At 51.3% G+C, this 19,635-nt stretch carries 18 protein-coding genes and 1 pseudogene; 10 read left to right on the forward strand and 9 right to left on the reverse strand.

Features of this window, described 5'->3' with window-relative positions; translation table 11 throughout:
- The 3 genes from EH228_RS14885 to EH228_RS14895 form a co-directional block, all read right to left on the reverse strand.
- Positions 1-1,809 (reverse strand): extracellular solute-binding protein, encoded by a 1,809-nt coding sequence (locus tag EH228_RS14885; protein ID WP_152322410.1) that lies wholly within the window; start codon positions 1,807-1,809, stop codon positions 1-3.
- Positions 1,810-2,079: 270 nt separating this feature from the next.
- Positions 2,080-2,652: a bifunctional murein DD-endopeptidase/murein LD-carboxypeptidase gene (mepS, locus tag EH228_RS14890; protein ID WP_152322411.1), complete on the reverse strand. Its 573-nt coding sequence runs from the start codon at positions 2,650-2,652 to the stop codon at positions 2,080-2,082.
- Between the two features lie 708 nt (positions 2,653-3,360).
- Positions 3,361-4,068 (reverse strand): phosphatase PAP2 family protein, encoded by a 708-nt coding sequence (locus EH228_RS14895; RefSeq protein WP_152322412.1) that lies wholly within the window; start codon positions 4,066-4,068, stop codon positions 3,361-3,363.
- A gap of 305 nt (positions 4,069-4,373) precedes the next feature.
- Between EH228_RS14895 and EH228_RS14900 the strand changes: the two genes are divergently transcribed.
- Positions 4,374-4,670: a hypothetical protein gene (locus EH228_RS14900; RefSeq protein ID WP_152322413.1), complete on the forward strand. Its 297-nt coding sequence runs from the start codon at positions 4,374-4,376 to the stop codon at positions 4,668-4,670.
- 74 nt (positions 4,671-4,744) lie between these two features.
- Here the strand turns inward: EH228_RS14900 and yeiP are convergent, their stop codons facing one another.
- Positions 4,745-5,317 (reverse strand): elongation factor P-like protein YeiP, encoded by a 573-nt coding sequence (gene yeiP / locus EH228_RS14905; RefSeq protein ID WP_152322414.1) that lies wholly within the window; start codon positions 5,315-5,317, stop codon positions 4,745-4,747.
- 190 nt (positions 5,318-5,507) lie between these two features.
- On the opposite strand from yeiP, the gene EH228_RS14910 reads away from it, so the two are divergent.
- The 4 genes from EH228_RS14910 to fruA all read left to right on the forward strand — a co-directional run bounded on the left by EH228_RS14910 (position 5,508) and on the right by fruA (position 9,848).
- Positions 5,508-5,771, forward strand: coding sequence for a YkgJ family cysteine cluster protein (locus EH228_RS14910; RefSeq protein ID WP_152322415.1), 264 nt, complete (start codon positions 5,508-5,510; stop codon positions 5,769-5,771).
- Positions 5,772-6,066: 295 nt separating this feature from the next.
- Positions 6,067-7,200, forward strand: coding sequence for a fused PTS fructose transporter subunit IIA/HPr protein (gene fruB, locus EH228_RS14915; protein ID WP_152322416.1), 1,134 nt, complete (start codon positions 6,067-6,069; stop codon positions 7,198-7,200).
- Complete coding sequence (fruK, locus tag EH228_RS14920) at positions 7,197-8,135, forward strand: 1-phosphofructokinase (protein WP_152322417.1); 939 nt, start codon at positions 7,197-7,199, stop codon at positions 8,133-8,135. Before fruB ends, fruK begins: the two co-directional genes overlap by 4 nt.
- Positions 8,136-8,150: 15 nt before the next feature.
- The gene (gene fruA / locus EH228_RS14925) at positions 8,151-9,848 is read left to right on the forward strand and encodes a PTS fructose transporter subunit IIBC (RefSeq protein ID WP_152322418.1); all 1,698 of its coding nucleotides are present in this window, start codon (positions 8,151-8,153) and stop codon (positions 9,846-9,848) included.
- A gap of 121 nt (positions 9,849-9,969) precedes the next feature.
- Here fruA and EH228_RS14930 read toward each other — a convergent pair whose 3' ends face one another.
- Together EH228_RS14930 and nfo are read right to left on the reverse strand one after the other, a co-directional pair.
- Complete coding sequence (locus EH228_RS14930; RefSeq protein WP_152322694.1) at positions 9,970-10,449, reverse strand: hypothetical protein; 480 nt, start codon at positions 10,447-10,449, stop codon at positions 9,970-9,972.
- Between the two features lie 418 nt (positions 10,450-10,867).
- The gene (nfo, locus tag EH228_RS14935; protein WP_152322419.1) at positions 10,868-11,728 is read right to left on the reverse strand and encodes a deoxyribonuclease IV; all 861 of its coding nucleotides are present in this window, start codon (positions 11,726-11,728) and stop codon (positions 10,868-10,870) included.
- Positions 11,729-11,992: 264 nt separating this feature from the next.
- Between nfo and yieE the strand changes: the two genes are divergently transcribed.
- The 4 genes from yieE to EH228_RS14955 all read left to right on the forward strand — a co-directional run bounded on the left by yieE (position 11,993) and on the right by EH228_RS14955 (position 16,506).
- Complete coding sequence (gene yieE, locus EH228_RS14940) at positions 11,993-12,859, forward strand: DNA-binding transcriptional regulator YeiE (protein ID WP_152322420.1); 867 nt, start codon at positions 11,993-11,995, stop codon at positions 12,857-12,859.
- A gap of 156 nt (positions 12,860-13,015) precedes the next feature.
- Complete coding sequence (locus EH228_RS14945) at positions 13,016-14,485, forward strand: amino acid permease (protein ID WP_152322421.1); 1,470 nt, start codon at positions 13,016-13,018, stop codon at positions 14,483-14,485.
- 153 nt (positions 14,486-14,638) lie between these two features.
- A complete protein-coding gene (locus tag EH228_RS14950; protein ID WP_420841468.1) occupies positions 14,639-15,721 on the forward strand; it encodes a FecCD family ABC transporter permease in 1,083 nt (360 codons plus the stop codon).
- Positions 15,718-16,506, forward strand: a complete 789-nt coding sequence (locus tag EH228_RS14955) for an ABC transporter ATP-binding protein (RefSeq protein ID WP_152322422.1) — start codon at positions 15,718-15,720, stop codon at positions 16,504-16,506. Before EH228_RS14950 ends, EH228_RS14955 begins: the two co-directional genes overlap by 4 nt.
- Positions 16,507-16,655: 149 nt before the next feature.
- On the opposite strand, the gene fghA is transcribed toward EH228_RS14955, so the two are convergent.
- The 3 genes and pseudogenes from fghA to ptrR form a co-directional block, all read right to left on the reverse strand.
- Positions 16,656-17,498 carry an S-formylglutathione hydrolase gene (fghA, locus tag EH228_RS14960; protein ID WP_152322423.1) on the reverse strand — a complete coding sequence of 281 codons (843 nt, stop codon included), beginning with the start codon at positions 17,496-17,498 and terminating at the stop codon, positions 16,656-16,658.
- A gap of 12 nt (positions 17,499-17,510) precedes the next feature.
- A pseudogene (locus tag EH228_RS14965) lies at positions 17,511-17,630 on the reverse strand (S-(hydroxymethyl)glutathione dehydrogenase); the annotation flags it as partial.
- A 110-nt stretch (positions 17,631-17,740) separates the two neighbouring features.
- On the reverse strand, positions 17,741-18,634 hold the full coding sequence (gene ptrR, locus EH228_RS14970; RefSeq protein ID WP_152322425.1) for a putrescine utilization regulator PtrR: 894 nt from the start codon (positions 18,632-18,634) through the stop codon (positions 17,741-17,743).
- A 334-nt stretch (positions 18,635-18,968) separates the two neighbouring features.
- On the opposite strand from ptrR, the gene folE reads away from it, so the two are divergent.
- Positions 18,969-19,634 carry a GTP cyclohydrolase I FolE gene (gene folE, locus EH228_RS14975; protein ID WP_152322426.1) on the forward strand — a complete coding sequence of 222 codons (666 nt, stop codon included), beginning with the start codon at positions 18,969-18,971 and terminating at the stop codon, positions 19,632-19,634.
- The last annotated feature ends 1 nt before the right edge of the window (position 19,635 follow it).

Raw genomic sequence — 19,635 nt, forward strand, 5'->3', positions numbered from 1 at the left:
TTAACGACGTTGGGCCGGCAACTGCGCGGCTTTGTTGACATCGTACCACCAACTGTCGAAGCCTAAAGCATAGGCTGGACGCGTGGTTGGCATGGAAAATTTATGCCACCAGGCATAGCGGCTGTTAGCGTTATACCACATCGGGATCATGTAATAATTCCACAGTAGCACCCGGTCAAGGGCGCGTCCCAACGGCAGCAATGCGTTTTTATCGCCCTGATGCTGATTGATTTGGTTAATCAACGCGTCGACCACCGGATTGGAAACATGAGGGCGGTTATAGCTGGAGTTGATATACGCGGTTGCCCAGTAAAATTGTAGATTGCTGTCTGGGAAAGGCATGGCCGGATAAGGCGACACCACCATATCAAAATCGCTTTTACGCAGGCGAGCCAGGTATTGTGAGCTGTCGATCTGACGGATATTCAGTTTGATCCCGATACGGGCCAGGTTGTGTTGGAAAGGCAGTACCCACTGATCGTTGCCGCCGCTGCGCAGCATTATTTCGGCACTGAAAGTGGCACCGGTTTTGACATTGGTCAGTTGTTGATTTTTCAGTTCCCAGCCTGCCTGCTTCATTAAATCCAGCGCCTTGAGCAGATTCTGTCGATTATAACCACTGCCATCGGTATGGGAAGGCTGATAAATTTGTGAGAACACCTCATCCGGGATTTTCCCTTTGAAGGGCGCGAGGATCTCCAGCTCTTTCGCATCCGGATAACCTCGTGCGGCATATTCTGTGTTTTGGAAATAGCTGCTGGCCCGTCTGTAAGCGCCGTAAAATAGCGTTTTGTTCATCCATTCAAAATCAAACGTCAGTGAAATCGCTTCACGTACCCGGCGGTCGCTGAACAGGGGATTTTGCACGTTGAATGCCAGCCAGTTACTGGCGGTTGCCACGGTATTCGGCTGTTCATCCTTCACGATAAAATGATTTTCGAAATTCTTCCCCTGATATTGCGTCGCCCATTTTTTAGCTGAACCCTCAGAACGAAAATCAAACGCACCCGCTTTAAAGGCTTCAAAGGCGATATTGTCATCCAGATAATAATCGTAGCGAATGCTATTGAAATTAAAGCGTCCTTTGTTTACGGGTAAATTCGCCGCCCAGTAATCTTTCACCCGTGAATAGGTAATGGACTGGCCGACTTTATAGCGGGTGATGCGCCAGGGACCGCTGGCGGGCGGCGGTGAAGACAATGGTTCCGACAGATTGTGGTGTTTCCAGAACTTTTCCGGGAATATCGGCAGAGTGAACAACGACAGCATCTTATCGCGATCAGCCGTAGGTTGTTCAAAGCGTACGGTGAGCCGGGAAATCGCCCTGGCGGTGACACCTTTATAAAAGACCCGAAATTGCGGTACGCCTTCGGTCATGAATTTATTAAAGGTAAAAGCCACATCGTCGGCAGTCATTGGGGTGCCATCCTGGAAGCGCGCTCGCGAATTAAGCGTGATTTCCGCCCAGCGAAAGCTGTCGGGATAACGGGCAAACTCCGCGATCAGTGGATAATAACTGCCAACTTCATCATCTGAATTGACAAACAGGCTGTCATACAGTGTATCCGTACCTACGCCTGGGTTGCCACGTGAGGCGAAGCGGTTGAAGTTATCAAATGTCCCAATTGCCGAGAGCGTGATGTCGCCCCCCTTCGGCGCAGCCGGATCAGCATAATCATAATGAGTAAAATCGGTGGCATACTTTGGTTCACCAAGCTGGGCAAAGGCGTAACTCTCATTAATTTTCTCAGCCAATACCGCTGGAACGGTAAAACAGCAGACAATCAGGACAAACCAGCGCAATATCATTATGTTATTCGACTCCGAAAACCAACATGCGATCCCAAGCGTAAAGCAGGTTTAAGGCCACGGCAATGCGTGAGGCGAGTTCTTTACGCTTTCAGACAATGAAGCAGAGAATCGTGGCTTTGCGATTGCCTGCATGTTGGGAGTATTCAATAAGTTGGGAAAGGGTACAAGGAGCCAGAACAGATAACGTTGCCGGGGGGAAGGATTCATACAAAAAACGCTGCCAGGGCAGCGTTTTTCTCTCGTTTCACAGACTCCAGGAGACTGAAATCAGCTTTGTGTCCGGTTCAATACCCGACGCGCATCACGGTAGCGATTTTTCCAGTAAGCTTCGTTCAGATTAGAAATCATCACTCCATTACTGGTAGAAGCATGAACAAAGTTATCGTTACCAAGATAAATACCAACATGACGGCCAGTAGAACCCGCACGGAACAGCACTAAATCACCCGGACGCAACTTGTTACGTTGGATGCTTTTTCCTGTATCTTCCTGTTCATAAGTTGAACGAGGAAGGTCCAGACCAAACTGCTCACGGAAGGTGGTCTGTACAAACGCTGAACAATCAATGCCGCGTTTGCTGGTACCACCAAGACGGTAACGAACACCTTTCCAGCTCGAATACTGCTCCATCAGGCGCGACTTAATATCCACGTTCTGGACCAGTTGCTCGAATTCATCCTGAGACGCTTGCAGTAAAAAACCATTTTTACCTTTAACTGCATGCGTATCAGTTTGTGCATTACGGTTATTCGTTGAGCTACAGGCTGACAATAAGGTCACTAATGTAACTGCGGGCATCACCCGCCATATATATCTCAAAATCGGCTGAGATTTGACCATTGTGTTTGTGATCCCTTGAAGTCCTTAACGACGATGTCGTCAGATGAATTGCGAAACGAAATGAGATTAATTAGCGCGGTAGAGTAAGACAATTCCTGAATCGTTAAAATGTGTCATAGTGCACAGTTTAAGGGTGAATTCCAGAAATAATTTTACTGATTCAGCCTAATCGTTAGTGAGATTACCTGATAACAAGCCGCATGGCGAGGGGTTTTAACGACTTTTTGATAGGATTTTATGATGAAAAACAGGAAGGTCATAAAGTAGACGTTTTATCAGCAATGATGGGAAAAGCGCGAGGGGAAGGGTGGAAATAGTATGAAATTTTATTCATCAGGTTTTTTTTGAAATTTTTTTCTATATAAATTATGGTGTTGAGATTATTACGTTGAAATTGGAATCAAAATGAAATATTTGCAATAGATCTAATTAGTTTGCTAAGGATACCTGTCGGACGACAAGAAGAGCATACATTACGCTTTTTATTGCTATCGCGAAATAATTTAAGTTCAGGATCAAACGCCAGATGCGTTTTTGAACAACGTTGGCGCAAACGATCAGAAAGATAAAGGTTGCCGGGCCGAATTGTGCGGCAAGTGACGATATCGCGATCACTTATCCCAGCGGTGATGCAGGTGACTGAACAACGCCAGTCTGCCTGCAACCTGAAGTATGACGAGTGTATTCTATGGCGATTAAATAACGCTATTAGTTAACGGGTTTATATCTACCCGGTAGATGACGATATAACGCGTTCACTAAATAATCGTTGCATGGGGTCATTAACCACCAGCTCATCCCCACCAGTACGAGAGAGAGAGAGCCCACGACCACATCGGTGAGCCAGTGTGCGCCAATCATGATGCGTGGAGAAGCGAACACCAGCACAATAGCCACGGCTATCAAAAAGGCCCGGCGGGTAAAATAGCGCAGCATAAAGCAGGCAAAAATCATCAGCATCATGCCGTGGTCGCCAGGAAAACTGTCGGCAGACGCATCTTTAGTTGGAATCCCCGTCAGTGCGGTGACGTGATTAACGTTCGGGAAGTATTTAGTCGGGCTTGGATGTGACACCGGAATTAAATGCCCTAACTGATTGAGCACCACCGCGCTTAACAGCATTGTAATGCCGATAGCAAACATTCGGCGGCGACCTCGTGGCGTTTCGCGCCGCCAGAAAAAGAGGTAAAGCGTACCCATCGCTAATAATGAAACACCATCAAACAGACGGAAGTTGGTGATAGCAATCCCCCATAACAGGGCTTTATTGCTGACCAGTCGCTCGTTAAACCAGTAGAAAACCGTTTTATCAATATTGAACCAGAACCCATGATTGTCAGGGAGATACCAGGAGAAAAACAGGGCCAGACCCAACGCATTCAGTAGTAAAATGCTCAGTAGACGTTTAATGGTCATGATCTCTTAAGGATAAGTTAAGAAAGTAATAAAGCACTTTATACACGAGTTATACGCAAGAACGTAAATGAAGTTTAAATAAAGAATTTTGTAAAATGTTTCAGGTGGTTGCAATCTTTAGCCGGAATGGGGAGGGCGCTGTGCTAAATGCAGTTGATTAGACTTAATCAGGGCCTCTATCCTGACCTTTATTCTGCGCAAACCGCAAAAATTTTCTGGTTATAGCGAAAAAATCTTCATCAGCCAACACAAAATTCGCCATCAGCGACTACGTTAATAAAGCACAATTAATTAATGAGGTTTTTATGAATGGCAATAAATCAGCAGTGGTTGTGATGCTTTTCACCTCATGGACGAATAGTACGTTGGCAGCGGATACCTCTTCTGGTCGGATTGAAGTCCAGGGAACACTGACTGAATCTATTTGCAATATCAATCAGCAACAGAATCAGTTCACTGTATCCTGTAGTCGAGACGGTAATGTGCAGAGCATCGTTTCCACTCTGGGCAGTAGTATCATCCCGGCCAATATGGGGCGGTCAGACGTTCTCTGGCTGGATGAGCAACAGCAACAGGGAGTCATAACCGTCAGTTATAATTAGCGGCGGCCATATTTATGACCGGGCATAACGATACCGGTAGCGCAGAGTGTCGCCGCCGGTATTTTTCATCCGGGCTACTCGGCGCGTCCCATATAGCGACGCTCGGCAATGTGAATACGGATTTTGTCGCCGTTGCTCAGATATTCTGGTACCTGGATAACCAGGCCGGTGCTCATCGTGGCGGGTTTGGTGCGGGCACTGGCGGAAGCGCCTTTAATACCGGGAGTGGTTTCGACAATTTCCATATCCAGTGTTTGCGGCAGCTCAAGGGCCAGGATCTGACCATCCATCGTCAGTACCTGGATTCCCGGGATGCCGCCTTCCGGAATAAAGAGCAGTTCTTCTTCTATTTGCTCTTTTTTGAACACGTATGGTGTGTAATCTTCGTCATCCATAAAGACGTATTCGTCGCCATCTATATAAGAGAAGGTGACCTGACGGCGGCTCAGTGAGATCGTCTCAATGATATCGTCTCCTTTGAAGCGTTCTTCCACTTTCAGACCCGTACGGATGTCAGTGAAGCGCATCTTGTAAAGCGTTGCCGCACCACGGGCGCTGGGGCTTTGGATATCAATATCTTTGACTAATAGCAGCTTACCATTGAAGCTGATGGCCATCCCTTTTTTAATTTCATTTGCTTTTGGCATGATTAAGTCTCAATAAACGGGTCATAGAAAATTATCGCGACAACTTACTCTGGCTAACAGATTCAGGCAAGTACTGACCCGCTCAGGCAGGAAGAAAGACGCGCAACATTGCCCATGACGGGTCAGCAGTAAGGATAGTATTCTTTGCTAACGCCTGCTATTGTCGCGTCCTTTGAACGAGGAGGTGAATATGGTGTGCCGTCCTGAATGTGGGGCCTGCTGTATCGCGCCTTCAATTTCCAGCCCTATCCCAGGTATGCCTGATGGGAAACCCGCTAACACTCCCTGCATTCACCTGGATGAGCAACAGCGCTGTAAGATATTCTCTTCACCGTTGCGGCCTGCGGTATGCGCCGGATTGCAACCGGGGCCAGAGATGTGTCATAGCCACCGTGATGAGGCGATGACCTGGCTGCTGGAACTGGAGAGACTTACCGCGCCGTTCAGCCAATGATCTCAACGCACATGGGCAAATAATCCAACCTCCCAAAACGTCCGCATGTTACAGCCATGTCAGCAAGACTTCAGCACTCACTGCGGATGACGCACCTTTTTGCGTAAAGACCTAAGAAAGTGTGCGTAACTTCAAAAATCCACTACGTCGTTAACAGTATAACTTGCCATGATTAGGCTAACAGCATCAAAATAGTTGAAACGTTTCAGCGTGTTCTGTGCGGCTGTTTTACTCATGGAATACGTTTTTTTTATCAAATTAGCTGAAACGATTCAAATTAGCAGCGAGGATAACTATGTTCCAGCTTGAATTGTCCGCCATTCATCCCGGTTCGATTGCCGGAAATAAAGAAGACGCCATCCGCCAGGTTGCCGCGGCCCTGACTTCCGCCGGTAACGTTGAGGAAGGCTACATTAACGGTATGTTGGCCCGTGAGCAGCAAACCACGACCTGGCTCGGCAATGGTATCGCTATTCCGCATGGTACTACCGATACCCGTGATCTGGTGTTAAAAACTGGTGTTCAGGTCTACCAGTTTCCGCAAGGCGTGGCCTGGGGGGATGATCAGATGGCTTATGTGGTGATTGGCATCGCGGCGAAATCTGACGAACATCTCGCCTTGCTGCGCCAACTGACCCATGTACTGAGTGATGACAGTGTGACGGAGCAGTTGAAAAGTGCTGACTCAGCAGAAACGCTACGCAGTCTGCTGATGGGCGAAAAGCAGGGGGCTGAGTTCAAATTTGATATTTCGTTGATTGCCACTGACGTTGCTGCCAATGATCTGATGACGTTACAGGCGCTGAACGCCGGTCGTCTGCAGCAGGCAGGGGCGGTTGATGCCAGTTTTGTCAGTAAGGTCATCGCTTCCCGACCGCTGAATCTTGGTCAGGGTATCTGGTTGAGCGACAGTATTGAAGGCAATCTCAGCAGTGCCGTGGCGGTCAGTCGTAGCGCAACGCCATTTGAAGTGGACGGTGAGAAAGCCGCACTGTTGATAACCGTTGCGGTTACTGATGACCAACCGCTGAACGTGCTGAATTATCTGAGCGATCTGCTTTACAAACAGCAAGCTGAGCGCCTGCTAAGTGCTGATGCCGCCGGTATTCTGGCGTTGCTGACCAGCGAGGTGTCTGAGCAGACTGACCTGCTGACCGCCGAGTTTACTATCCGCAATGAACATGGCTTGCATGCTCGTCCTGGCACTGCGCTGGTCAGCGTTATCAAACAGTTTAACTGCGAGGTTACTGTCACCAATCTCGATGGCAGTGGTAAACCTGCTAATGGTCGTAGCCTGATGAAAGTCGTGGCGTTAGGGGTGAAGAAAGGCCACCGGCTGCGTTTTACCGCCAGCGGTGCAGATGCGCGAGCGGCGTTGGACGCTATTGGTGAAGCGATTTCGGCCGGTCTCGGCGAGGGGGTGGCATGAGCAGGCGCGTCGCGACTATTACTCTGAACCCGGCTTATGATCTGGTCGGTTATACTGCGGAGATCGAACGGGGCGAAGTCAACCTGGTCAAAACGACCGGTTTGCACGCCGCCGGTAAAGGCATCAATGTTGCCAAGGTACTGAAAGACCTGGGTATTGATGTCACCGTCGGTGGTTTTCTTGGCAAAGAGAATCAGGATGGTTTCCAGTACCTGTTCAGCGATTTGGGTATTGCCAACCGCTTCCAGGTCGTGGACGGACGGACGCGTATCAACGTCAAGCTAACCGAAAAAGATGGTGAAGTGACCGACCTGAATTTTTCCGGCTTTAGTGTCACGCAGCAGGACTGGGAACGTTTTACTACTGACTCCCTCAGTTGGCTGGGCCAGTTCGATATGGTTTGCGTCAGTGGCAGCTTGCCTGCCGGGGTCAACCCTGATGCTTTTACCGAATGGATGAGTGCGCTGCGCACGCACTGCCCATGCATCATCTTTGACAGTAGCCGTGAAGCATTGGTGGCAGGTTTGAAAGCCGCGCCATGGCTGGTTAAACCCAATCGTCGCGAGCTGGAAATATGGGCCGGCCGCAAACTGCCTACCTTGCAGGATGTGATTGAGGCCGCCCATTTACTGCGTGAGCAGGGCATTGCTCATGTGGTTATCTCTCTGGGGGCGGAAGGCGCGCTGTGGGTGAATGCCTCAGGCGAATGGATAGCCAGGCCACCAGCGTGTGAAGTGGTGAGCACGGTCGGCGCTGGAGATTCCATGGTTGGCGGGCTGATCTATGGCTTGCTGATGCGTGAGTCCAGTGAACATACACTACGTCTGGCAACCGCTGTGGCGGCCCTGGCCGTCAGTCAGAGCAACGTTGGCGTGAGTGATCGTACCCAGTTGGCCGCGATGATGGCGCGGGTCGACTTACAACCTTTTAACTGACAGCAGGAGAGCATAATGAAAACGCTGCTGATAATGGATTCTTCGCTGGGACTGGCAACAGGCTATCTGGCAAAAAATATCACTACCGCTGCGGCGGCCGCTAAAGGGCTGACGCTGACAGAAAACCTGGCCGACGCTGACCAGATAATTGTGGCCGGGAAACATATTCCCGCTGACAGCGCGCTGGATGGCAAAGCTATCTATCTGGCCGATATTGAACAATTGCTGCGCCAGCCGGAAGCTGTGCTGGAGCAGGCACAGAGTGGGGCGAAAATCTGGCATGCGCCGGCGGCTTCCTCAGTGGGCGCACCGGCTGATGTGGGTAACGGCCCGAAACGTATCGTCGCGGTGACTGCCTGCCCGACGGGGGTGGCGCACACCTTTATGGCGGCAGAAGCTATCGATACCGAAGCGAAAAAACGCGGTTGGTGGGTGAAAGTGGAAACGCGTGGGTCGGTTGGGGCAGGAAACCCCCTCTCGCCGGAAGACGTCGCGGCGGCCGATCTGGTTATCGTGGCGGCGGACATTGAAGTGGATCTGACCAAGTTCGCCGGTAAGCTGATGTATCGTACCTCGACCAGTCTGGCGTTGAAGAAAACCGCTCAAGAGCTGGATAAGGCCGTCGCAGAAGCCAGACCGTACCAACCGAAAGGCGGTAGTCAGGCAGCCCAGGGCGAAGATAAGAAAGAAGAAAGCGCCGGAGCTTACCGTCATCTGTTGACGGGGGTGTCATACATGCTGCCAATGGTGGTAGCAGGAGGGCTGAGCATCGCGCTCTCTTTCGCTTTTGGGATCACTGCGTTTAAAGAACAGGGGTCGCTGGCCGCAGCGCTGATGAAGATTGGCGGCGATAGCGCCTTCGCGCTGATGGTTCCGGTACTGGCTGGTTTTATTGCTTTCTCAATTGCCGACCGTCCAGGTCTGACTCCTGGGCTGATCGGCGGGATGCTCGCCACCAGTGTCAACGCGGGGTTCCTCGGCGGTATTATCGCCGGTTTTATCGCCGGTTATGCAGCTAAATTACTCAGTTCGAAGCTTAAACTGCCGCAAAGTATGGAAGCGTTGAAACCCATATTGATCATTCCGTTGGTGGCCAGTTTGATAACCGGTCTGCTGATGATTTATGTGGTTGGCACACCAGTAGCCAAAATCATGGAAGGCCTGACTCACTGGCTGGCTAACATGGGGACTGCGAATGCTATCCTGCTGGGCGCGGTCCTTGGCGGTATGATGTGTACTGATATGGGGGGCCCGGTGAATAAAGTGGCTTATGCGTTCGGTGTTGGCTTACTGAGCTCCCAGGCTTACGCGCCCATGGCCGCTATCATGGCCGCGGGGATGGTGCCGCCGTTGGCGATGGGGCTGGCGACATTGGTGGCCCACAAGAAATTCAACAAAGGTCAGCAGGAAGGGGGGAAAGCGGCGTTGGTCCTGGGGCTGTGCTTCATCTCTGAAGGGGCAATTCCGTTTGCCGCTCGTGACCCGATGCGTGTGTTGCCTTGTTGCATCATCGGCGGCGCACTGACTGGCGCAATTTCCATGGCGGTAGGGGCTAAACTGATGGCGCCGCATGGTGGTCTGTTTGTGCTGCTCATTCCGGGAGCAATCACCCCTGTGCTGGGGTATCTGATGGCGATCATTGTCGGGACCCTTGTGGCTGGTTTGTCCTATGCGATTCTGAAACGTCCGGAAGTTGAATTAACGCAAGTCTGATGATGGCAGTAACGAAGCAGCCTGTAACCAGGTTGTGACAAGCGGGGCAGGTATCCGGTGTAATGAACGACTGAATACAGTTAGCGAAATTATTCCCGTACCTGCCCTTGTGCCATGCTCATTATCTGAAACTCCATTGTACACTCATGGCGAATACTGAAGGGAGGATGATCCCGGCTTCGACGCCGACATAACGGGTAAAATTATATTGCACCGCATTATAGAGATAAGGTGAAAATCCGACACCGGTCCATTTTCTGGCGGTATTATACGTTCCACTGTCACCACAGTGGCTGAATGATTTAAAGAAGAATTCTCCGGTATAACCATAAACCCCTTTGAAAACCCAGTTTGAATTATTGCTTTCATACCAGTCTCTTCTCAGGGCCAGCGACAGGCAACGGTCGTCAAAACTGTTTTTCAGCGTACCGACCAGCACACTGTATTTGGAGTCTTCAGAGAATTTACGTTCAACTGAAAAAAACTGGTTATTAAATAGTTCGTTGTATTGGCCTTTATTGCCTGTTAAATGGTAGACAAACGAACCTGTATTTACTGAATATAAATTTATTTCACTCGCGTAACTTCCTGTCGCTGCCATTGCTGTTGCCAGTAATGCGAGAGAACATAAAATTCTGCCTGACATTTTAAGCATTTAAGTATCTCTTTTAGAAAAACTTCGGGGAATGAGTAACAGAGACTGAGGACAATAATAAAGAGCGTTGGATAAACCGGAAATAAACCTGATTGACATAGCAATTTAATTTTTAACGCTTAAAGTTGAATTTATGTTTCTGTGTGTAGTTGATTGGTTTTATTTTGTTGATTAATTGTTTTGGTAAGGTTTTTTTGTTGGCGTGTAAAGAAAATTACCTGTGTTTTACATCATCCGGGGGCATAACGTTGCAGGTCACAGGGGAGAGCATCCCCAGTCGCAGCAATAAACACGATGACCGGGGGAAAGGGGGAAGCAACAGCCATGCAACTGGGTTGTCTGGCAAGTATTGTGAAGAGGTGCTTTACCCGGTTATCAGGGCGCGGCGTTGTTCTGACTTCAGCCAGGCTATTTCATCTTTCCAGATATCCGGATTAGTGGTTTCCAGAATCATCGGGATACCGTCAAAACGGCTGTCTTTCATTATCCAGCTGAATGCCGTTTTACCGATGTTGCCTTCACCCAGACTGCTGTGACGATCAACTCGGCTGGCAAATTCGCTTTTCGCGTCGTTCAGATGCATACCGCGTAGATAGTCAAAACCGACGACTCGTTCAAATTCAGTGAACGTTTTTACGCAGGCCTCTTCGGTACGCAGATCGTAACCCCCGGCAAAGGCGTGGCAGGTATCGATACAGACGCCGACACGGGATTTATCTTCCACACCGTCAATGATGGCGGCCAGATGTTCAAAACGGAATCCAAGATTGCTGCCCTGACCGGCAGTGTTTTCAATCACTGCGGTGACCCCCGTGGTTTTATCCAGCGCGATATTGATCGACTCGGCAATACGTTTCAGGCAGGCCGTTTCTTCAATCTGATGCAGGTGACTTCCCGGATGGAAGTTCAGCAGCGTCAGGCCAAGTTGCTGACAGCGGCTCATCTCATCAATAAAGGCTTCACGCGATTTCGCCAGCGCATCCTCTACCGGATGGCCCAGGTTGATCAGATAGCTGTCATGCGGCAGGATTTGCGCCGGGTGATAGTGATATTGTTCGCAGGCAGAACGAAAGTCAGAGATCGCTTCATCCGTTAGCGGAGCCGCGCGCCACTGCCGTTGGTTCTTGGTAAAAAGGGCAAAAGCGGTGGCTTCCAGTTCGTGTGCGCGGAGCACTGCCTGATCCACGCCACCCGCCGCACTGACGTGGGCACCAATATATTTCATGCCATTTCTCCTGTTGGGGTCTGCATTAAAGGATACTTGTAGGCAATAATAACCGGAAATGACAGGAAATCATGTTATCAAATGAGGGAGCCTGAGCTTGCTGGCACCGGCGACTGGCATAAAAGATCAATTATACGGCAAGTGAAAGCGCGATGAGAGTATCAGGGGAAATGTTGAGCTGGCTGAACACCGCCAACGTACCTGTAACCAGGGGAATGATGGGGATGGATTTTTTGCGAAGCGATAGTGGGGTGAGGAATGGCAATGCATATTACATTGCGGCAACTTGAAGTGTTTCGCGAGGTGCTGAAAAGTAGATCCACCACCCAGGCTTCTCTGGTGCTGGCTTTGTCGCAGTCGGCAGTCAGCGCTGCGTTGGCGGATTTGGAAGGTCAACTCGGTGTGCAACTTTTTGAGCGGGTTGGCAAACGACTGGTGGTCAATGAACATGGCCGGCTGCTTTACCCGCGCGCGGTGGCGTTGCTGGAGCAAGCGACAGAAATCGAACAATTGTTCCGCGAAGATAATGGCGCGCTGCGGGTGTTTGCCAGCAGCACTATTGGTAACTATTTGCTACCGGGGATGATGGCGAAATGGCGCCGGGATTATCCTGATTTACCGCTGGAGTTAAGTGTTGGCAACAGCCGGGAGGTGATCAACGCGGTGGCTGATTTTCGTGTCGATATTGGTTTGATCGAGGGGCCGTGTCATATGACCGATTTAATCAGCGAACCGTGGCTGGAGGACGAACTGGTGGTGTTTGCCGCGCCAGAAGCCGAAATTTTTCACCACCCGATAACACGGGAAAGTCTCTCTGTGGCGCCATGGATTTTGCGTGAACACGGTTCGGGCACCCGGGAAATAGTCGATTATCTACTACTTTCGCACCTGCCCCAGTTCCGCCTGGCATTGGAACTGGGCAACTCTGAAGCTATCAAGCACGCGGTCCGTCACGGTATGGGGATCAGTTGTCTTTCACGACGGGTTATTGAGGAGCAACTGATGGTCGGTACATTGCAAGAAGTCCCGTTACCGCTGCCAAAACTCAAGCGGACTCTGTATCGCATTCACCATCGCCAGAAACACCTTTCAAAAGCGCTGCTGCGTTTTATGAGCTATTGCACCGAATAGGCCGGGTGGGGGGCTTTGATCCTGCGGCAAAATCAGGCAAAGCTAATAATTCCCCAGCGATTATGAAGCAATCTTATAACAAGGGGGAATGACTATCGTTGGCGAGAGAGTTTGCTACAATCGCGCCTCATTTCAGCCAGAGCACAGCATTTTAAGATGGTTAAGGATAAAAAAATAACACAACAACCTGCGTTACGGCGTGAGTTAACGGCGCGTCATCTGACGATGATTGCCATTGGTGGATCCATTGGAACCGGTTTATTTGTTGCGTCAGGGGCGTCGATTTCTCAGGCGGGGCCCGGAGGGGCCCTGTTGTCTTATATCCTGATTGGTCTGATGGTTTATTTCCTGATGACCAGTTTGGGTGAACTGGCGGCCTTTATGCCGGTTTCAGGTTCATTTTCCACCTACGGTTCAAACTACGTGGAAGAGGGCTTTGGTTTCGCGCTGGGCTGGAACTATTGGTACAACTGGGCGATAACCATCGCTGTTGACCTGGTGGCTTCACAATTGGTGATGAGTTACTGGTTTCCGGACACACCAGGCTGGATTTGGAGCGCGCTATTCCTCGGGGTGATCTTTTTGCTGAATTTCCTGTCGGTAAAAGGGTTTGGCGAAGCGGAATACTGGTTCTCGCTGATTAAAGTCGTTACCGTCGTTATCTTTATTATCGTCGGCATGATGATGATCTTTGGCATTCTACGCGGTACTCAGCCAGTAGCGGGCTGGGCGAACTGGCATATCGGCGATGCGCCTTTTTCCGGGGGATTTTCCGCGATGATTGGGGTGGCGATGATCGTGGGGTTCTCCTTCCAGGGAACTGAACTGGTCGGTATTGCGGCCGGTGAATCCGCCGACCCGACTAAAAATATCCCGCGTTCGATACGTCAGGTGTTCTGGCGTATTCTGCTGTTCTATGTACTGGCGATTTTGGTTATCAGCCTGATCATTCCGTATACCGATCCTGATCTGTTGCGGAACAACGTCAAAGATATCAGTGTCAGTCCGTTCACGCTGGTCTTCCAGCATGCTGGCTTGCTCTCGGCGGCGGCGGTGATGAATGCAGTCATTTTGACCGCGGTACTGTCTGCCGGTAATTCTGGCATGTACGCGTCCACCCGGATGCTGTTTACTCTGGCGCGTGAAGGGAAAGCACCGCGCATCTTTGGCCAGTTGTCAAAAGGTGGAGTGCCGCGTAACGCGTTGTATGCCACCACGGTGGTGGCCGCGTTGTGTTTTTTAACCTCGATGTTTGGTAACCAGCAGGTGTATCTGTGGCTGCTGAATACCTCCGGGATGAGTGGGTTCATCGCCTGGCTGGGGATCGCCATCAGCCATTATCGTTTCCGCCGTGGTTATATTAAGCAGGGACGGGATCTGGCCGACCTGCCATACTGCTCCGCGTTCTTTCCGCTGGGACCGATTTTCGCCTTTGTGTTGTGTCTGCTTATTACCCTGGGGCAAAACTATCAGGCATTCCTTGTCGATCGCATCGACTGGTACGGCGTGGTCGCGACTTATATTGGCCTGCCGTTGTTCCTGATTATCTGGTTTGGCTATAAATTGAGCAAGAGGACGCGCTTTGTGAAGTACCGTGATATGAGGTTCCCGGCGTTTAAGGAATAGCATCGGTAATGTGCATGGCCAGTGATTTAAGGCGCGGATCCCGTGCCTTTTATGACCCTGCCAGGGTAATAATTACTTACAAATATTACTGATAACTATTATCATTTGCTTTAATGTTAGCGCCGTAACTTTTCCCTCTTTCCAGGTATGAAAATGAGTGTGAGCCACGACAGCGAACAATATATCGCTCAACAGCAAAACAAAAGCGTGATGGGCCATTATCATCAGTTGCTTCGTCAGCGTATGCTGATTATCGCCCTGTTGGTGCTGGTTATTCTTGCCTCGTTGCTGTTGGATTTCACCCTGGGGCCGGCGGGGCTGTCACTCCCCACGTTGTGGCATGCATTGCTGTCTCCGGACAGCGTTGATGCCGGCACGCGGGTCATTGTCTGGGATATCCGTTTGCCCTATGCGCTGATGGCGGTGGTGGTGGGGTTGTCCCTTGGGCTGGCTGGTGCGGAAATGCAGACCATCCTCAATAATCCCCTGGCCAGTCCGTTTACGCTTGGTGTCTCTTCTGCCGCTGCTTTCGGCGCGGCGCTGGCCATTGTGCTGGGCATTGGGATCCCCGGTATTCCCGATCAGTGGTTTATCTCGGCTAACGCCTTTATCTTTGCGTTGTTTGCCGCGTTAATGCTGGACGGTGTGACACGCTGGACGCGAGTGGCGAGCTCCGGTGTCGTGCTGTTCGGTATCGCGCTGGTGTTTACCTTTAACGCGCTGGTTTCAATGATGCAGTTTATTGCCAGTGAAGATACCCTGCAGGGACTGGTGTTCTGGACGATGGGCAGTCTGGCGCGGGCTTCATGGCCGAAACTGGGCGTACTGACGCTGGCCTTTGTTATCCTTATTCCTTTCTCGTTGATGAGCTCATGGAAGCTGACTGCGCTGCGTCTGGGTGAAGACCGGGCGGTGAGCTTTGGCATTGATGTGCGACGTCTACGTCTGGGAACGCTGCTGCGCATCAGTATCCTTTCTGCACTGGCGGTGGCCTTTGTCGGCCCGATTGGTTTTATCGGACTGGTGGCGCCACATATTTCCCGTCTGGTATTTGGTGAAGATCACCGTTTCTATCTGCCTGCCAGTGCTCTGACGGGGGCGTTGGTGCTGTCGCTGGCTTCGGTGGTGTCGAAAAACCTGGTGCCGGGAGTGATAATTCCGGTGGGCATTGTCACCTCGCTGGTCGGCGTACCGTTCTTCCTGAGCATTATTCTGCGCCACCGGGGGAGTGTCTGATGGACGGACTGAAAATCAGCGGATTCCGTGCCGGTTATCCGAAACGCAACATCATCAGTAACCTCAATGTCCCGCTGTTGCCTCGCGGTAAAATAACGGTGTTGCTGGGGCCAAATGGTTGTGGCAAATCCACGTTGCTGCGTTCGCTGGCCGGATTAAACCGCGCGCAGGGTGAATTGTGGCTAAACGGTCATGAGCTGATGGCGCAGCCGTTTGCCCGTCGGGCGGAAAAAGTGGTTTATCTGCCACAATCGTTGCCTGCCGGGGTGCATTTGCATGTGCTGGAATCGATTATTGTGGCGCAACGTGCCTCCGGTGGGCGCAGCAGCGCCGCCAGCGAGGCGGAAGTGATGGCGTTGCTGGAGCAACTGGGGATCTCGCATCTGGCGCTGAGTTACCTCGATCAACTTTCCGGCGGCCAGAAGCAATTGGTCGGTCTGGCGCAATCGTTAATTCGCCGTCCCGAATTGTTATTACTTGATGAACCGTTAAGTGCGCTGGATTTAAATTATCAATTTCACGTCATGGATTTAGTGCGACGTGAAACCCGCAAGCGCAATATTATCACCGTGGTCGTGGTGCACGACATTAATATCGCTCTGCGCCATGGCGAGCACGTATTAATGTTGCAAAACGGCGAGTTAATTGCTGATGGCTTGCCGGAAGAGGTGATCACCCCAGCGAGCCTGGCGCGGGTCTATGGTGTGAAAGGCCGTATTGAACGCTGTTCGCAGGGTACCCCGCAGGTACTGATTGACGGGCTGGTTACCGACCCCATCTTCTGACGGTTTAACCGGAAGGAAAAGCGATGTGCTCCCACGTCCCCATTGTACGGTTCGGATGTGTAGGATGGGGGATGAATGTGGTATCACTCCGCGTTTCATCATAAAAAAGGCGCTCCGATAGCGGGAGCGCCTGAGTGGCAACAGACTGATTATGTCAGCAGATGCTGTGCATGGAAACGCAAATGGTCTTCCACAAAACTGGCGATAAAGAAGTAACTGTGATCATAGCCAGGCTGGATGCGTACGGTTAACGGATAGCCTTTCTCGCTGGCGATGGCAGCCAGTCGCTCGGGTTGCAACTGTTCGGTGAGAAACTGATCGTTATCGCCCTGGTCAATCAGCATGGGGATGCTGGCTGTCGTCTGGCGCATCAACCAGCAACTGTCGTACTCACGCCAGGTCTCGCGGTTTTCGCCCAGATAGGCGCTGAAGGCTTTCTGTCCCCATGGCACTTCTGTCGGGTTTACAATCGGCGCAAAGGCAGAGATTGAGGTGAATTTCTGCGGATTACGCAAGCCAAGCATAATGGCGCCATGCCCCCCCATCGAGTGTCCCATTATCGCCTGGCGATCACCGACCTGGAAATGTTTGGCGATCAGGTCGGGCAATTCCTCATTCAGATAATCGTACAGGCGAAAATGTTGTTTCCACGGCGCCTGGGTAGCATTCAGATAGAATCCCGCGCCCTGGCCGAGATCGTAGGCGTCATCGTTAGCCACCTCTTCGCCACGCGGACTGGTATCGGGCATCACCAGCGCCAGGCCCAACTCCGCCGCCACGCGTTGTGCGCCGGATTTAATGGAAAAGTTTTCATCGGTACACGTCAGCCCGGCGAGGAAAAACACCACTGGCGGCGGGAGAGAACGGTTGGTCTCCGGCAGGAAAATGCTGAATGTCATGACACAATTCAGCGTTGCAGACTGGTGGCGGTAACGCTGCTGTCTGCCGCCAAACAAACGATGTTCTTCCAGTAATTCCAGAGTGGATGCCATCGATCCTCCTGATTATGTGTTGAAAAGCGCCACGGAATGGATTGCCGTACCTTTATGCATCAGCGCAAAGGCCCGGTTCATCACTTCCTGCGGCATGGTGTGGGTGATGAAATCGTTTAATGGGAATTCACCGACCCTCTGTATATATTTGTCATATCGCACGTTGCCGTTATGCCGGCCAGTTGTGGCCATATAACGCCTGATCATCCGCTGCGATTTAACACAAGGGCGACAGGCATTAATTATGGTTGAATTTCCTCCGGGTCAGGGACAGCGTCGAATTGCTCAATGATCAGGTATTTTAATGCTTCCACATTCGGCGTGAAGGCATCGCGACGCCAGACCAGAAAGGTGGCGGTATCGCTGATTTCAGCCGGTAACGGATGCCGTTGGACCTGCTCTGCCGCGGGCAGCGGGTCGAGCACCGACTCCGGCAGCAAGGCCACCCCAGCCCCGCTGGCAACGCAGGCCAGCATGGTGTGGTACGACTGAATTTCCATAAAAGTACCGGGCTGCAAGCCTGCGTTACGGAACCAGTTTTCAAAGCGCAGACGGTAAGAGCAACTCGGTTTAAAGGCAAAAAGCGTGTCGTTCGCCGCATCTGCCGGTTGCAGAATAGCAGGGTGTTTGGGACTGGAAACCAGCACCATCCGTTCGGCAAATGCTTTGCAACTGTTCAACTCACTGAGGTTAACTGGACCATCGGCCAGCGCGGCAGACAGCGTACCTTCTCGTACACGCTCAATAATCTCACCGGACGTGCCGGTGATTAACGACAAGGCGACGTTGGGATAACGCTGATGATAAGCCGACAGGAGTCCCGGCAGGCGGGTCGCCGCCGTACTCTCCATCGCTCCCAGGGCAAAATTGCCACTGGGTTCGCCATTGAGGGTCATATTCAGCGCTTCTTCACTCAGCGCCAGAATCCGCTGAGCATAGCAAAGAAAATTATGGCCGACCGGCGACAGCCGCAGACGTTGTTTTTCACGGATAAACAGATCAGCGCCTAATTCCTGTTCCAACTGACGCAGACGGGTGGTCAGGTTGGACGGCACGCGATGCAGGACCTCTGCGGCCCGGGCCAACGAACCCGTCCTGGCCACCAGGCAGAACATTTTCAGTTGGGTTAAATCCATTGTTCTCTTATCGTCATCAACTTATTATCTGTTATTCACTTTTTGTGAGTTTAATCTTCAGGAAAGAGACTGGCAACACTTTCCCGTTGCAACAGGCGGCATTCGCTCATTCATGTTAAGGATCCGCGTATACTTGTGCGTATGCGGTGTTTGACGCGTCAGACTCAGGCGTTTTCGCGGGGCGACGATGAGACCTGTGGGTACATGAAATGGTTTCAGGGACGTTTAAATTGATTCACTGGATTAACGGCGCATTGTGTACCAAAATACCGCCTCAGAATTTATGCCGGTCCTTTTCAGGGCCTCCGAGACACCTGCTGGAGAAGACATCGCCATGGCTACGTTAAGTCAGGAAGCCGTACTTGTGCACGAGGCACTGCTTGCCCGTGGACTGGAAACCCCGTTACGTTCGCCTGCGCGTGACATGGATGACGAAACCCGTAAGCGTCTGATTGCCGAGCATATGACCGAAATTATGCAACTGCTGAATCTCGATCTGGAAGACGACAGTCTGGCTGAGACGCCGCACCGCATTGCAAAAATGTACGTTAATGAGGTCTTTTCAGGGCTGGATTACGCCAACTTTCCGAAAATCACCGTCATTGAGAACAAGATGAAGGTGGATGAAATGGTCACGGTGCGTGATATCACCCTGACCAGTACCTGTGAACATCACTTTGTGATTATCGATGGTAAAGCCACGGTGGCTTATATCCCGAAAGATAGTGTGATTGGGCTGTCGAAGATCAACCGTATCGTGCAGTTTTTCGCATCACGTCCACAGGTGCAGGAACGTCTGACCCAGCAGATCCTTGTGGCACTGCAGACCTTGCTCGGTACTAACAATGTGGCCGTTTCAATTGATGCGGTTCACTACTGCGTGAAAGCGCGCGGTATCCGTGATGCGACCAGCGCCACCACCACCACCTCGCTGGGGGGGCTGTTCAAATCGAGCCAGAATACCCGTCAGGAGTTCTTGCGCGCGGTCCGTCACAATTAGT

It is taken from the genome of Erwinia endophytica, from assembly GCF_009295515.1.
Taxonomy (GTDB): domain Bacteria; phylum Pseudomonadota; class Gammaproteobacteria; order Enterobacterales; family Enterobacteriaceae; genus Erwinia; species Erwinia endophytica.

Bases quoted from the DNA above. Each gene is read 5' to 3' on its own strand.
- EH228_RS14900 (WP_152322413.1), top strand. From the start codon at position 4,374: ATGAATGGCAATAAATCAGCAGTGGTTGTGATGCTTTTCACCTCATGG.
- EH228_RS14885 (WP_152322410.1), bottom strand. From the start codon at position 1,809: ATGATATTGCGCTGGTTTGTCCTGATTGTCTGCTGTTTTACCGTTCCA.
- nfo (WP_152322419.1), bottom strand. From the start codon at position 11,728: ATGAAATATATTGGTGCCCACGTCAGTGCGGCGGGTGGCGTGGATCAG.
- fghA (WP_152322423.1), bottom strand. From the start codon at position 17,498: ATGGCATCCACTCTGGAATTACTGGAAGAACATCGTTTGTTTGGCGGC.
- ptrR (WP_152322425.1), bottom strand. From the start codon at position 18,634: ATGGATTTAACCCAACTGAAAATGTTCTGCCTGGTGGCCAGGACGGGT.
- EH228_RS14950 (WP_420841468.1), top strand. From the start codon at position 14,639: ATGAGTGTGAGCCACGACAGCGAACAATATATCGCTCAACAGCAAAAC.
- yieE (WP_152322420.1), top strand. From the start codon at position 11,993: ATGCATATTACATTGCGGCAACTTGAAGTGTTTCGCGAGGTGCTGAAA.
- mepS (WP_152322411.1), bottom strand. From the start codon at position 2,652: ATGGTCAAATCTCAGCCGATTTTGAGATATATATGGCGGGTGATGCCC.
- EH228_RS14945 (WP_152322421.1), top strand. From the start codon at position 13,016: ATGGTTAAGGATAAAAAAATAACACAACAACCTGCGTTACGGCGTGAG.
- fruK (WP_152322417.1), top strand. From the start codon at position 7,197: ATGAGCAGGCGCGTCGCGACTATTACTCTGAACCCGGCTTATGATCTG.
- EH228_RS14895 (WP_152322412.1), bottom strand. From the start codon at position 4,068: ATGACCATTAAACGTCTACTGAGCATTTTACTACTGAATGCGTTGGGT.
- folE (WP_152322426.1), top strand. From the start codon at position 18,969: ATGGCTACGTTAAGTCAGGAAGCCGTACTTGTGCACGAGGCACTGCTT.
- fruA (WP_152322418.1), top strand. From the start codon at position 8,151: ATGAAAACGCTGCTGATAATGGATTCTTCGCTGGGACTGGCAACAGGC.
- fruB (WP_152322416.1), top strand. From the start codon at position 6,067: ATGTTCCAGCTTGAATTGTCCGCCATTCATCCCGGTTCGATTGCCGGA.
- yeiP (WP_152322414.1), bottom strand. From the start codon at position 5,317: ATGCCAAAAGCAAATGAAATTAAAAAAGGGATGGCCATCAGCTTCAAT.
- EH228_RS14930 (WP_152322694.1), bottom strand. From the start codon at position 10,449: ATGGCAGCGACAGGAAGTTACGCGAGTGAAATAAATTTATATTCAGTA.
- EH228_RS14910 (WP_152322415.1), top strand. From the start codon at position 5,508: ATGGTGTGCCGTCCTGAATGTGGGGCCTGCTGTATCGCGCCTTCAATT.